Annotated in this window: 15 protein-coding genes; 5 read left to right on the forward strand and 10 right to left on the reverse strand. The window is 60.9% G+C overall.

The genetic code is table 11. From position 1 onward, the window contains the following. Positions 1 to 3 precede the first annotated feature (3 nt). The 3 genes from rsfS to ACA065_RS27020 form a co-directional block, all read right to left on the reverse strand. Positions 4 to 498: a ribosome silencing factor gene (gene rsfS / locus ACA065_RS27010; RefSeq protein ID WP_003215432.1), complete on the reverse strand. Its 495-nt coding sequence runs from the start codon at positions 496 to 498 to the stop codon at positions 4 to 6. 69 nt (positions 499 to 567) lie between these two features. Beyond that, a complete protein-coding gene (gene nadD / locus ACA065_RS27015; RefSeq protein ID WP_448654082.1) occupies positions 568 to 1,212 on the reverse strand; it encodes a nicotinate-nucleotide adenylyltransferase in 645 nt (214 codons plus the stop codon). Next, a complete protein-coding gene (locus ACA065_RS27020; RefSeq protein WP_497692247.1) occupies positions 1,212 to 2,477 on the reverse strand; it encodes a glutamate-5-semialdehyde dehydrogenase in 1,266 nt (421 codons plus the stop codon). The genes nadD and ACA065_RS27020 overlap by 1 nt, the downstream gene beginning before the upstream one ends. A 173-nt stretch (positions 2,478 to 2,650) precedes the next feature. Here ACA065_RS27020 and ACA065_RS27025 point away from each other — a divergent pair, with 173 nt between their 5' ends. Both ACA065_RS27025 and ACA065_RS27030 read left to right on the forward strand, forming a co-directional pair. Next, positions 2,651 to 3,334, forward strand: a complete 684-nt coding sequence (locus ACA065_RS27025; RefSeq protein ID WP_497692248.1) for a DNA-3-methyladenine glycosylase — start codon at positions 2,651 to 2,653, stop codon at positions 3,332 to 3,334. Between the two features lie 178 nt (positions 3,335 to 3,512). After that, positions 3,513 to 4,829, forward strand: coding sequence for a bifunctional DedA family/phosphatase PAP2 family protein (locus ACA065_RS27030; RefSeq protein WP_497692249.1), 1,317 nt, complete (start codon positions 3,513 to 3,515; stop codon positions 4,827 to 4,829). On the opposite strand, the gene ACA065_RS27035 is transcribed toward ACA065_RS27030, so the two are convergent. Genes ACA065_RS27035 through ACA065_RS27045 form a run of 3 tightly spaced genes read right to left on the reverse strand, consistent with a single transcriptional unit; the run spans position 4,823 to position 6,504 of the window. Further along, entirely contained in the window at positions 4,823 to 5,416 is a 594-nt protein-coding gene (locus tag ACA065_RS27035; protein WP_497692250.1) for an LON peptidase substrate-binding domain-containing protein, read from the reverse strand. The genes ACA065_RS27030 and ACA065_RS27035 overlap by 7 nt on opposite strands. Before the next feature lie 21 nt (positions 5,417 to 5,437). Next, entirely contained in the window at positions 5,438 to 6,154 is a 717-nt protein-coding gene (locus tag ACA065_RS27040) for an LrgB family protein (RefSeq protein ID WP_497692251.1), read from the reverse strand. Next, positions 6,151 to 6,504: a CidA/LrgA family protein gene (locus tag ACA065_RS27045; RefSeq protein WP_497692252.1), complete on the reverse strand. Its 354-nt coding sequence runs from the start codon at positions 6,502 to 6,504 to the stop codon at positions 6,151 to 6,153. The genes ACA065_RS27040 and ACA065_RS27045 overlap by 4 nt, the downstream gene beginning before the upstream one ends. A gap of 158 nt (positions 6,505 to 6,662) precedes the next feature. Between ACA065_RS27045 and ACA065_RS27050 the strand changes: the two genes are divergently transcribed. The 3 genes from ACA065_RS27050 to ACA065_RS27060 all read left to right on the forward strand — a co-directional run bounded on the left by ACA065_RS27050 (position 6,663) and on the right by ACA065_RS27060 (position 9,613). Further along, complete coding sequence (locus tag ACA065_RS27050) at positions 6,663 to 7,118, forward strand: MaoC family dehydratase (protein WP_083356598.1); 456 nt, start codon at positions 6,663 to 6,665, stop codon at positions 7,116 to 7,118. A 105-nt stretch (positions 7,119 to 7,223) separates the two neighbouring features. Continuing rightward, entirely contained in the window at positions 7,224 to 8,942 is a 1,719-nt protein-coding gene (locus tag ACA065_RS27055; RefSeq protein WP_497692253.1) for a C13 family peptidase, read from the forward strand. Positions 8,943 to 8,971: 29 nt separating this feature from the next. After that, complete coding sequence (locus tag ACA065_RS27060; RefSeq protein WP_497692254.1) at positions 8,972 to 9,613, forward strand: oxidoreductase; 642 nt, start codon at positions 8,972 to 8,974, stop codon at positions 9,611 to 9,613. A gap of 131 nt (positions 9,614 to 9,744) precedes the next feature. Here ACA065_RS27060 and ACA065_RS27065 read toward each other — a convergent pair whose 3' ends face one another. From ACA065_RS27065 to ACA065_RS27080, 4 genes are all read right to left on the reverse strand, one after another. Continuing rightward, on the reverse strand, positions 9,745 to 10,029 hold the full coding sequence (locus ACA065_RS27065) for a YceK/YidQ family lipoprotein (RefSeq protein WP_497692255.1): 285 nt from the start codon (positions 10,027 to 10,029) through the stop codon (positions 9,745 to 9,747). Then, positions 10,022 to 10,651: a flavin prenyltransferase UbiX gene (gene ubiX / locus ACA065_RS27070; RefSeq protein WP_003219402.1), complete on the reverse strand. Its 630-nt coding sequence runs from the start codon at positions 10,649 to 10,651 to the stop codon at positions 10,022 to 10,024. The genes ACA065_RS27065 and ubiX overlap by 8 nt, the downstream gene beginning before the upstream one ends. Next, positions 10,648 to 11,997 carry a UDP-N-acetylmuramate:L-alanyl-gamma-D-glutamyl-meso-diaminopimelate ligase gene (mpl, locus tag ACA065_RS27075; protein WP_497692256.1) on the reverse strand — a complete coding sequence of 450 codons (1,350 nt, stop codon included), beginning with the start codon at positions 11,995 to 11,997 and terminating at the stop codon, positions 10,648 to 10,650. The genes ubiX and mpl overlap by 4 nt, the downstream gene beginning before the upstream one ends. Before the next feature lie 247 nt (positions 11,998 to 12,244). Beyond that, positions 12,245 to 13,054, reverse strand: coding sequence for a hypothetical protein (locus tag ACA065_RS27080; RefSeq protein WP_497692257.1), 810 nt, complete (start codon positions 13,052 to 13,054; stop codon positions 12,245 to 12,247). Positions 13,055 to 13,274: the final 220 nt, after the last annotated feature.

Consider the following 13,274-nt stretch of genomic DNA (forward strand, 5'->3'; position numbering starts at 1 on the left):
TCCTTATTCCTGGTCTTTGTTGAGCTTGTCGAAGTGCGCGTGGCCCACTTCCGGGCTGTGGTGCTTGCCATCAGCGGCGCGGCTCTGCTCGGCGCCTTTCCACAGACGCTCCAGGTCGTAGAACTGACGGGCATTGGAGGTCATCATGTGAACGATCACGTCGTCCATGTCCAGCAGCACCCAGTCGCTGTCGCCCTTGCCTTCTTCACCCAGCGGCTTGACGCCCTGGGCTTTGACGGCTTCGCGAACCTTGTCGAGCATCGCGCCGATCTGACGGTTGGAAGTACCGGTGGCGATGATCATGAAATCGGTGATGCTCTGTTTGTCGCGCACGTCCAGGACCTGGATGTCCTGGGCCTTAACGTCTTCCAGGGCAGCTACGGCCACTTTTACCAGCTCTTCGCCAGCCAGCTCAGGGCCGGTGTGCGCTTCAACTGGCAGCGGGGCGCTTTTGAACGTGCCTTTGCGCTTAACTTTGCTTACGTCTTTGTTCGTCATATAAAACTCGTTTTGCTCGTATGTTCGGGCGCTCGCTGCACGACTGTGCGTAGCGACAAGCGCGCCTTTTCAGTTCGACGCACGGTAAAGCCCGTGCGCATCGATGTAGGCCAGGACCGCGTCAGGCACCAGGAAACGTACCGACTTCCCGCTGGCCAGCAGTTGACGGATCTGGGTGGCAGACACCGCAAGCGGGGTCTGCCAGACGAATGCAATATTCCCGTTCGGCCCGGTCAGGGCCAAGGGGTCACTTACCGACCGCGCGGCCAGCAGGTTGCGCAAGGCATCCGGCGGTTCGCTGTCGGCATCCGGGCGTTGCAAAACCAGGATGTGGCAATGCTGGAGGAGTTCCTCCCAGCGATGCCAAGAGGGCAGGCCGCAAAATGCGTCCCAGCCCAAAAGCAGAAACAACTGGTCGTCCGCGGCCAATTCGGCACGCATCAGTTCCAGGGTATCGACAGTGTAGGACGGTTTATCGCGCTTGAGCTCGCGGTCGTCCACCACCAGCGGCGCTATGCCGTCTACGGCAAGCCGCACCATTTCCAGGCGTTGCTGCGCTGACACCTGCGGCGTATCGCGATGGGGCGGGCGCGCATTGGGCATCACCCGCAGCTCATCCAGCGCGAGGGCATCCGCGACTTCCAGGGCACTGCGCAAATGGCCGATGTGCACGGGGTCGAAGGTGCCGCCGAGCAGCCCGATGCGTTTAGCCATCAAGTGCGCACATGACCGTCGCCGAACACCACGTACTTCTCGCTGGTCAGGCCTTCAAGGCCAACCGGGCCGCGTGCGTGGAGCTTGTCGGTAGAAATGCCGATCTCCGCCCCCAGGCCATACTCGAAGCCATCGGCAAAGCGCGTCGAGGCGTTGACCATCACCGAAGCGGAATCCACTTCGTTGAGGAAACGCCGGGCATCGCTGAAATGCTCGGAAACAATGGCGTCGGTGTGCTTGGAGCCGTATTTGTTGATGTGCTCGATGGCCTGGTCCAAGTCGTCGACGATGCGGATCGACAGGATCGGCGCCGTGTACTCGGTGTACCAGTCTTGTTCAGTTGCTTCGATCACGTCCGCGCCGAGCAGCGCACGGGTGCGCTCGCAACCGCGCAACTCCACGCCCTTGTCACGGTAGATGGAAGCCAGCGGCGGCAGCACGCGATCGGCAATGCCTGCGTGCACCAGCAGGGTTTCCATGGTGTTGCACGGGGCGTAACGGTGGGTCTTGGCGTTGTCGGCGATGCGGATCGCCTTATCAATATCGGCAGCGACGTCGATGAACACGTGGCACACGCCGTCCAGGTGCTTGATCACCGGCACCTTGGCATCACGGCTCACGCGCTCGATCAGGCTCTTGCCACCGCGCGGCACGATCACGTCGACAAATTCCGGCATGGTGATCAGCGCGCCAACGGCGGCACGGTCGGTGGTTTCCACCACTTGCACCACTTCAGCCGGCAACTCGGCCACGGCCAGGCCTTGCTGAATGCAGGCGGCAATCGCGCGGTTGGAATTAATCGCCTCGGAACCGCCACGCAGGATGGTGGCGTTGCCGGACTTGAGGCACAGGCTCGCGGCGTCGATGGTCACGTTCGGGCGCGACTCATAAATGATGCCGATCACGCCCAGTGGCACGCGCATCTTGCCGACCTGGATGCCAGACGGCAGGTAACGCATATCGCGGATTTCACCGATGGGGTCAGGCAGCTTGGCCACCTGACGCAAGCCTTCGATCATGTCGTCGATACGTGCCGGGGTCAGCGCCAGGCGGTCCAGCAGGGCTGGTTCCAGGCCATTGGCGCGGGCGTTGGCCAGGTCCAGTTCGTTGGCAGCGGCCAACTCGGAGCGCGAAGCATCCAGAGCATCGGCGGCAGCCAGCAGGGCACGGTTCTTCTGCGCGGTGCTCGCGCGGGCGATCAACCGCGAGGCCTGACGGGCAGCGCGACCCAGGCGGGTCATGTAGTCAAGAACGGACTCAGTCATGGTCGGGGAGTCTTGGCAAAGAGGAAAGCGGCAGATTATAGCTGTGACGCCGCCCGACTGACAGCGGTGAGGGGCGGATGGTCGAAATGAACTGTAAAAACTTGGGGTTCAGCAGTAATTAAGGTGGGAGTTGTTATTATTCGGTCACATTTAGCCGTATTAACCTTACCGCCATGTCCAGTTTTGCCCCGCAACGCCCTGCCAGCGCCCTGCCCGACAGCTTCTTCGACCGTGATGCACAAGTGCTCGCGCGCGAATTACTTGGAAAAGTCATACGCCATCGTGTCGGCGATCTCTGGCTTTCAGCGCGAATTATTGAAACCGAAGCCTATTACGTGGCCGAAAAAGGCAGTCACGCCTCACTCGGCTACACAGAAAAACGTAAGGCTTTGTTTCTGGACGGTGGGCACATCTACATGTACTACGCCCGTGGTGGCGATTCGCTTAACTTCAGCGCCCACGGCCCGGGCAATGCCGTGCTGATCAAATCGGCGTATCCGTGGGTCGATGAAATCTGCGGCCCGGCGAGCCTGGCGCAGATGCTGCTGAACAACCCGGACGCCAACGGTCACCCTCGCCCCTCGCAGAAACTCTGCGCCGGCCAAACCCTGCTGTGTAAAGCCCTGGGCCTGAAAGTGCCGATGTGGGATGCCAAGCGATTTGACCAGGAGTTGCTCTACGTTGAAGACGTGGGCCAGGCGCCGACGCAGATCATCCAGACCACGCGCCTGGGCATTCCCAGTGGTCGCGATGAGCATTTGATGTACCGCTTCGTTGATGCGGGCTACGCGCCCTATTGCACGAAGAACCCGCTGCGTCGGGGCCAGGTCGAAGGCCGCGATTATTTGTTGATTTGAACACGCTGAAAGTTGAAACCAGCAGCACCGCAATTTCAATGTGGGAGCTGGCTTGCCTGCGATAGCGGTGGGCCGGGCGACTCCATGTTCGGCTGTATGCCGCCATCGCAGGCAAGCCAGCTCCCACAATTGATCTTCACTGTCTCAGGTTTCGTATTACATACATGGAGTGGATTGTATGGGCCAATGGCTCGATAGCATTACCGGCTGGCTGACCCTGAACCCCGAATGGCTGGCCGTCGCGGTCTTCATCGTCGCGTGCGTGGAGTGCCTGGCCATCGCCGGGTTGATCGTGCCGGGCACGGTGCTGCTGTTTGCCATTGCAGCGCTGGCCGGCAGCGGCGCGCTGTCCTTGAGTGAAACCCTGCTGCTGGGTTTCCTCGGCGGCCTGCTGGGTGACGGGGTTTCCTACTACCTGGGCCGACATTTTCACCAGAACATCCGGCGCCTGCCCGGCTTACGTCACCACCCGGAATGGATGAACGGCGCAGAAACCTACTTCCATAAGTACGGCATCGCCAGCCTGCTGGTAGGACGCTTCATCGGCCCACTGCGCCCGATGCTGCCGATGGTGGCCGGGATGTGCGACATGCCCTTCCCGCGCTTTGCCGCAGTGAGCATCCTGGCGGCAGCAGGTTGGTCGGTGGCCTATCTGCTGCCCGGCTGGGCGGCTGGCGCCGCGTTCCGCTTGCCATTGCCGGAAGGCTTCTGGCCGGAAGCGGCCATCGTCGCAGCCTGTTTGGCGATATTGCTGGGGCTGAGTTTAAACAGCAGCCTGCGCGGCCATCGCCGCGCCACGCTGTGGATCGGTTGCGCCAGCCTGACGCTGTTGATCGCCCTGTTTATCGGCTACACCCACCTCAACGACTTCGACCAGGGCCTCAGCGCGCTGGTGCAGGAACACCGCAGCCCATGGCTGGACGAGGTGATGGTGCGCATCACGCAGTTGGGTGAGTTCAAGAAGATGTTCGTCGCCAGCGCCGTGTTCACCGGCCTGCTGTTCCTGGCGCGGCAATGGCGCCACGCGCTGTTTGTCGGCGCCACCTTGGCCGGGGCGGCGGTGATCAACACTGGCACCAAACTGTTTTTCGCCCGTGGCCGCCCGGAAATCCTCACCGACCCACTGACCAGTTTCAGCATGCCCAGCGGCCACGCCTCCGGCGCCTTTGCGTTTTTCCTGGCACTGGCCGTGCTGGCCGGTCGCGGGCAACCCACGCGGTTGCGTCTGACCTGGATGCTGATGGGCTGTATTCCTGCCGCGTTTATTGCCTTGTCGCGGGTTTACCTCGGCGCCCATTGGCCGACGGACATTTTGGCCGGCACGCTGCTGGCGATGACGGTGTGCGCGTTCAGCCTGACCGCCATCCAGTACCGCAGCCCGCTGCCGCCCATGCCACGAAAAGCCTGGTGGCTGCTGTTACCGGCGCTGGTGGCGGTGCTGAGTTTCATCGCGCTCAACGGCACGTCCCACGCCCTGCTGCGCTACGCCTACTGAGTGAAGAGTTCGCCCTGCAACTCGTCGAGCAACATCTGGATTGCATCCAGGCGTTGCTGCGGGTCGTCGAGTTGCAGCAGGTCGATCTTGTCGGCCTCGGTGAACGGCAATAGATAAGCAAGCTGATTGGCCAACGCTTGCTGGCCATCGGCATGCGTGCCCATGTCCAGCGAGGCGACCATCGGGTGCTCGGCCAGCGCCTGGAGCAACGCCAGCAGGTCGGCGTCCTCTTCTTCCAGCGGTTGGTCCGCCAGCTCTTCGAGCCATTGCACTTGGGCCACCAGCAACTGGTCTTTCTGCACCCCGGCGTCACGCACCCGGAACCTGCGCCCGCCTTCGACGCGAATTCCCAGCAGGCCGTTGTCCTGCTGCTTGAAGTCGCGAATCAGCGCTTCACAGCCGATCAGCGCGTAGCCGTCCGGGGCCATGCCCACTTCCCTGCCGTCAAGGATGCACACCACACCGAAGCTTTCGCCCTTTTTCATGCAGCGGCTGATCATGTCCAGATAGCGCGCCTCGAACAATTGCAAATCGAGGGTGCAGCCAGGGAACAGCACGGTATTGAGCGGGAACAGCGCCAGACTCATAAAGGTTTCCTTAAACCCGGTTTAAACAATCACCGACACGGCCAGCGGCAGGAACACCGCCGTGGCCACGCCCATCAGACTCATGGCCAACGCCGCAAAGGCGCCGCACTCTTCGCTTTCCTGCAGGGCCACCGAGGTGCCAACGGCGTGGGCGGTCATGCCCAAGGCCATGCCGCGCGCCTCGGGGCTGTGCACACCCAGGCGCGACAGGTACGCCGGGCCGATCATCGCACCAATCACCCCGGTGATCAGCACAAACACCGCCGCCAAGGCGGCCACGCCACCGATCTGCTCCGCCACCAGCATCGCAATGGGTGACGTCACGGACTTGGGCGCCATGGTCATCAGCATCATGTGTTCGGCGCCAAACCACCAGCCCAGCAGTACACACAGGCCGGTGGCCAACACGCCACCTACCACCAGCGTAGTAAATATCGGCCAGAACAATTGGCGAATCCGCCGCAGGTTCAGGAACAGCGGCACGGCCAGGGCCACCGTCGCCGGGCCGAGCAGAATGCTCATGATCTCGGTGCTCTTGCGGTACTCGGCGTACGTCAGGCCGCAACTGAGCAATACGCCGATCACCAACAGCATGGACACCAGCACCGGCTGCAGGAAGACCCAGCGGGTTTTCTCGAAACCCACCAGCACCAACTGATACGCCCCCAGGGTGATGCCGATGCCAAATAAGGGGTGATGAATGACGGCTGTCCACGCACCCTGCCAGTCGAAGGTCATTGATCCTTCTCCTTGCGCTTGACCAGGTGCTGCATGAGCACGCCGACAAAGCCCATGGCGATCACCAGCGACAACACCAGTGCGCCGACGATGGCCCAGAAGTCTGCGACGATGTCTTTGGCGTACACCATCACGCCCACCGCCGGTGGCACCAGCAGCAGCGGCAAATAGCGCAACAGGCTGCTGGCGGCCAGGCTCAGGGGTTCGCCGACTTCGCCACGCCAGATCAGAAAGCCGAGCATCAGCAGCAAGCCGATGATCGGGCCCGGCAGCACCGGCAACAGCAAATGGTTGATCGCGGTGCCGATCAATTGAAACAGCACCAGCCATGTCAGGCCACGTAACAGCATCCGTTCTCCCCCCTAAAAGACTCGCCGCATTATAAGCACGCCTGCCCTATGCTCCGGCATTCGCCAAAAGCATGGTGGGTTGACCGAGTGGGTTGCCCATGATGATCTAACATGGATTTCGCACACCTATAAAAACCGATGAACCAAGGAGAGTCGCAATGCCCTATGTACCTGTAGCGCAGCTCAAAGATTATGTCGGCAAGGAACTGGGACGTTCCGAATGGCTCACCATCGACCAGGCACGTATCAACCTGTTCGCAGAGGCCACCGGCGATCATCAGTTCATCCACGTCGACCCGGTCAAGGCCGCCAAGACGCCGTTCGGCAGCACCATCGCCCACGGTTTCCTGTCGCTGTCGCTGATGCCCAAGCTGATGGAAGACATTCTGATCATGCCCGAGGGGCTGAAGATGGCCGTCAACTACGGCTTGGACAGCGTGCGTTTCATTCAGCCGGTGAAGGTCGACTCCAAGGTCCGCCTGAACGTGACACTCAACGAGGTCACCGAGAAAAAACCTGGCCAATGGCTACTTAAGGCTACCGCCACCCTGGAAATCGAAGGCCAGGAAAAGCCCGCCTACGTCGCTGAGTCGTTGTCACTCTACTTCGTGTAAGGCTGCGCCTGTGGTGAGGCAATAAACCTTGCCACAGTGTATGTAAATTTATGTATGAATCCTGCGGCTGCGGCATACTCGGCGCTCAATTATCCGGATCCCGCTATGCGCCCACTCGCCCCCCTTGCCCTTGCCCTGTTGCTCACCGCTTGCGGAGACGGCGAATCGCTGTTGCCGCCCGATGCGCGCCTGCCCGATGGCGGCCGTTACCGGGGCGATGTGGTCAATGGCTTGCTGCAAGGCCAGGGCCGGGTGGACTACCCCAACGGCAGTTGGTACGCCGGCCAGTTCGACAAAGGCCAGTGGCACGGCCAGGGCGAATGGCATGGCAGCAACGGCGAAGTCTATAAAGGCCAGTTCCAGCAGGGCCTGTTCGACGGCCAGGGCAGCCTGACCACGGCGGGCAGCAGCTATGTCGGCGGTTTCAAGAATGGTCGGCGTAATGGCGAAGGCACCCTCAAAGAGGGGCAAATGACCTATCGCGGTGAATTCAAGGACGACCAGTATTCCGGCCTCGGCCGCCTCGAACTGGCCGACGGCAGCCAATACCAGGGCCAGTTCGCCCACGGCAAGCCGAATGGCGAAGGCCAACGCAACGACGACAGTGGCAACCAGTTCAGCGGCCACTTTGTCGATGGCCAGCTCGAAGGCAATGGCACCTTCAACAGCGCCGACGGTGACATCTATGTCGGCCAGTTCAAACAGAACCAGCTCAACGGCAAAGGCCGCTATGAAAATGCCGACGGCGACGTGTGGATCGGCCAGTTCAAGGAAGGCGCACTCAGCGGCAAAGGCGAGCTGATCGGCGTCGACGGCAGCCACTATGTCGGCTACTTCAGCGATTGGCGCTTCACCGGCGAGGGCCGCCTGAACCTCACCGATGGCAGCTTCTATATCGGCGGTTTCGACAGCGACAGCTACCAAGGCAAAGGCAGCCTGGTGCTCACCGACGGCACCGTACAGGCCGGCACCTGGGTCAACGGCATGCGCGTGCGCGATGCCGACGGCAAGCTGCTGCCCGACCCGCTGGAAATCGGCGTACTCGCCCAGGGCCGCTTGCTGGATGCCGCCCTCGCCGCTGTGCCGCCCTCTACGCCCGCCGTCGAGCTGTACACCCTGGCGGTGGCTGGCGATGGCAAACAAAGCGTGTTCCTGCGCGAAGCCGATTACGTGAGCAACATGCTCGCCACGCGTTTCGGCGCGCGCGGGCAGATTCGCCTGGTCAACCACCGCGACCACATCGCCGACCGCCCGCTGGCCACCCGCGAAAGCCTGCGCCGTGCGGTGCAAACCCTGGCCGAGCGCACCGGCCCGGAAGACCTGGTGTTTATCTACATGACCAGCCACGGCACCCACGAACACGAACTGGTACTCGACCAACCGCGCATGGAGCTGGCCGACCTGCCCGCCGATGAACTGGCCGCCGTGCTCGCCCCGCTGAAAAACCGCGACAAGATCATCGTGATTTCCGCCTGCTATTCCGGCGGCTTTATCCCGGCGCTGAAAGATGAGCGCACCTTGATCATGACCGCCTCGCGCGCTGATCGCGTGTCTTTCGGCTGTTCCGAGGAAGCGGATTTCACCTACTTCGGCGACGCCCTTTTCGCACAAGCTTTTAACCAGACCGACGATTTACAGCAGGCCTTCAAACTGGCAGAAGTGCATGTGGCCGAGCGCGAACAGGCGGACAACTTCGAAGCCTCCGAACCGCAGATGTGGGCCCCCAAAGGTGTGATCGCCCATTGGCAATTATTACGTAAACAGCAGGCACGAAAGGCGCTCGAAAGCGTCTCAATGAATAGCAAGGAAGCCAAAGGCAACTAAGCTGTAACGTGTAACAAGGGGGAAACACCATGTACCTGACACCTCAACATATCCTGCTCGCCGGCGCCTCGGGCCTGACCGGCGAACACCTGCTCGACCGCCTGCTCAACGAACCCACCGTGACCCGCGTACTGGCGCCGAGCCGCAAACCGCTGGCCGAACACCCGCACCTGGAAAACCCGGTGGGCGACCCGGCGGTATTCTTGCCGCAACTGAGCGGCCAAATTGACATCGCCTTCTGCTGCCTGGGCACCACCATCAAGCAGGCCGGCTCCGAAGCGGCCTTCCGCGCAGTCGACCTGGACATGGTCGTGGCCTTTGCCAAGCGCGCACGGGAAATGGGCGCGCGGCACCTGATCGTGATCAGTGCGATTGGCGCCGACCCGAAATCCTCAATCTTCTACAACCGGGTCAAAGGCGAAATGGAACTGGCGCTCAAGGCGCAGGATTGGCCGCAACTGACCATCGTGCGGCCGTCGCTGTTGCTGGGAGACAGGTTGGAGCCACGCTTGGCCGAGCAGTTGGCCGGGCCGTTATCGCGGTTGATTCCCGGCAAATACCGTGGCATTGAGGTCTGCGAACTGGCCCGCGCCATGTGGCGCCTGGCGCTGGAAGAGCAGGATGGGGTGCGGGTAGTGGAGTCGGATGAGTTGCGCAAGCTGGGCAAATAGCTCGGTTTAAACATGTGGGAGCGGGCTTGCTCGCGAATGCGGTGGTTCAGTCAACTATGCATCGACTGACACACTGCCTTCGCGAGCAAGCCCGCTCCCACATTGGTTTTGTATTGCCTTCAGGGTCGGCGCTAGAGCCCGCCGGTTGCGTTAAACCCAACGCCTAACACCGTCAACACCGACAGCGGCAACAGCAGCGTATCGAGCAGCGCACTGGCCGGCAGGTCGACGTGTGGATAACTCGGCGCCTCAGCGCCAAATCGGTCCTTGGCGCAACAGCCGCCGTTGATCGCATACAAATCCAGGCGCGTCCCGGCATACACCACCGGCGCGCCGGGCTGCGCGGCATCCAGCGTGCGCGCGGTGGCGCAGCCGGTCAATTGCAGCGCCAACAGCACCCACAGCGCCTTATTCATCACTGCTCAAATGGTGCTCGCCCCAACGCGGCAGCATGTCCTGGGGAATGTTCAGCAGGTTGAGAATCCGTGCCACCACAAAATCCACCAGGTCATCAATGGTCTGCGGCTGGTGATAAAAGCCAGGCGATGCCGGCAAGATGGTCACGCCCATGTTCGACAACTTGAGCATGTGCTCCAGATGAATGCTCGAATACGGCGCCTCACGCGGCACCAGGATCAGCTGGCGGCGCTCCTTCAAGGTCACGTCCGCCGCACGCTCGATCAGGTTATTGCAGGCGCCCGTGGCGATCGCCGACAAGGTGCCGGTGGAACACGGCACCACCACCATCGCGGCCGGCGCTCCGGAGCCGGAGGCCACGGGCGACATCCAATCCTCTTTGCCGTAGACCTTGATCTGCCCCGCTGCCGCACCCGTATATTCGGTGAGGAAGGCTTGCATCATCTGTACCTTGGGCGGCAGCGCAACATCGGTCTCGGTGGCCAGCACCAATTGCGCGGCCTTGGAGATCAAAAAATGCACCTCGCGGTCTTCGCGCACCAGGCAATCAAGCAAGCGCAGGCCATACGGCGCGCCGGAAGCGCCGGTCATCGCCAGGGTGACGCGTTCCGGGCCGCTCATTTCAGCGCCTCGGCCAGCTTGCCATGCAGGCCGCCGAAGCCGCCGTTGCTCATCACCACCACGTGGGTGCCTGGCTTGGCTTGATGCTTGACGTGCTCAATGATGCCCTCGATGGAATCGCAGACGATTGAGGGCACCGTGCACAGCGCCGCGATGGCCGGCAAGTCCCAGCCGAGGCTGGCCGGCGCGTACCAGACCACCTGGTCGGCGTCGTTGACGCTTTCCGGCAGGCCATCACGGTGTGCACCGAGCTTCATGGAGTTGGAGCGCGGTTCGATAATGGCAATGATGTTGGCGTCACCGACACGCTTGCGCAGGCCGTCCAGCGTGGTCGCAATCGCGGTGGGGTGGTGGGCAAAATCGTCGTAGATAGTAATCCCATTCACGTCGGCGACTTTTTCCATACGGCGCTTCACGCTTTTGAATGCGCTCAAAGCCGCAATGCCCATTGATGGCACCACGCCCACATGCCGCGCGGCTGCCAGAGTCACCAGCGCGTTGGCGACGTTGTGTTGACCGGTCATGTCCCATTCAACGATGCCTTGGGCTTCACCTTCCAACAGCACTTCAAATTTAGAGCCGTCTTCGCTGATTAACTTGACCTGCCACTGCCCGCCCGCGCCGGTGGTTTGCACCGGGGTCCAGCAGCCCATGTCGATCACCCGCTGCAAGGCCGGTTCAGTGGTGGGGTGGATAACCAGGCCTTCACTCGGGATGGTACGCACCAAGTGGTGGAACTGGCGTTCAATGGCCGGCAGATCGGGGAAGATGTCCGCATGATCGAATTCAAGGTTGTTCAGGATCGCCGTGCGCGGGCGGTAATGGACAAACTTGGAGCGCTTATCGAAGAACGCACTGTCGTATTCATCGGCCTCAATCACGAAGAACGGCGTATCGCCCAGGCGCGCCGACACCGAGAAGTTTTGCGGCACGCCGCCAATCAAGAAGCCCGGGCTCATGCCCGCATGCTCCAACACCCAGGCCAGCATGCTGCTGGTGGTGGTCTTGCCGTGAGTGCCGGCCACCGCCAGTACCCAGCGGCCTTGCAGCACATGGTCCGCCAGCCACTGGGGGCCGGAGACATACGGCAACCCTTTATTGAGTACGTACTCGACCGCCGGGTTACCCCGCACCATGGCATTGCCGATAACCACCAGGTCCGGAACCGGGTCGAATTGCGACGGATCGTAGCCTTGGGTCAACTCAATACCCTGGGCCTGCAGTTGCGTGCTCATGGGCGGGTAAACGTTGGCGTCGGAGCCGGTGACATGGTGGCCCAGCTCTTTAGCCAGAACCGCCATCGACCCCATGAATGTGCCGCAAATACCGAGAATATGAATGTGCATGGTTGACCTCGTAAAACATCGAGGCAGGTTAGCGTAAGGTGAGAAAAGTCGCACTCTTTAGCGTGAGGTGCCTGCGCCAGGAGCACGTCGGACAAGCACCCAGGCTGATGGCTTGCTTGATTAAAAGCGCCGTTGAATCCGACCTCTGTGAATACAGTACGTCAGCGACAACGACGCTTTTGTGCGCTTGGCGCCTTTGCCGACTACGCCAACAGGGCCCGGCGGCAGGGAGGGAAAGCGCGAAAGTTCACGCCACGCCAGCCTTCAACTTTGCTGACATGCGCTTGAACAACACCGTCAGTACGGCAAGCCTTGTATTGATATCCCATGCGCGGCCTTCGATATCATCCTTCGGCGCCCCCGTGGAAGCGAAGGTGAGTGAAATACCCATCTCTTTGGCATTGATAGCCAACTGTGCCTCTGCAATATCAACCAGCTCTTCCAGGTCGTCCATGCGCCCATCATCGTCTTTCGAGGCATAACTCAAGCCGGGAGCAAAGTCTTTATAGCCATTTAGACCATTCCACGTGTTTGCCGCCTTAAATACATCATGTCGAGTCTGATCGACGATTAGGGCGTTCGTGAGATCTTCCTGTGTCAGCGCGTTGGAGACGGGCGCGGGGTCAATAAGTGTCTTGGTGTAAGCATTAACGGCTCCGGCAACAATCAGCCCCGCCGCACTAAACGGTGCGGCAATGACTGCAGTGCGCAGTAATGAAATATTTCTGGCCGGTGCCGCTTTCTCAGCCTTCGCTTTAGCAGCGCTTGTCAGTGATGCAGATTCACTCTCAAGGCGTTGCGAAGAGAACGGTTGAACCTCCTCTCCATCCACTCGGCCGGGCGTGGACTGGCCAAACAATTTATCCCGGGCTTCTGCATCTTTACGGGCCTGCCATTCCTTTTGATGTTTGGCTTTGTATTCAGCCATCTCGGGGGTGTCAGGCGCATGAGCATCAGGCGCTTGTTGCGGCGACCGGGCGCCGCTCGTGTGCCCTTGCCCCATGAAACTTTCAACTTTGGCATCGACAGACGCCTGGTCAAATTTGCGCTCGCTCACCCCCGCGCTGCTGCCCTGTTGAGCGCCTGCCACTTTGGGCGTTTCTACAGAGGTCCGCGTAGGGACATCAGTGTCAGCTCTCCTGATATGTCCAAACGAAGAAATAATATCTCCAATCCTTGTGCACTTTACTCGCTTATGTTCTTGGATCGAATTAAAAAGTATCACGGTGTGCCACCTCATGATCAACACATAGTAGACAGGTATCCATTAATTAATA

This window comes from Pseudomonas sp. LBUM1640 (genome assembly GCF_059716225.1).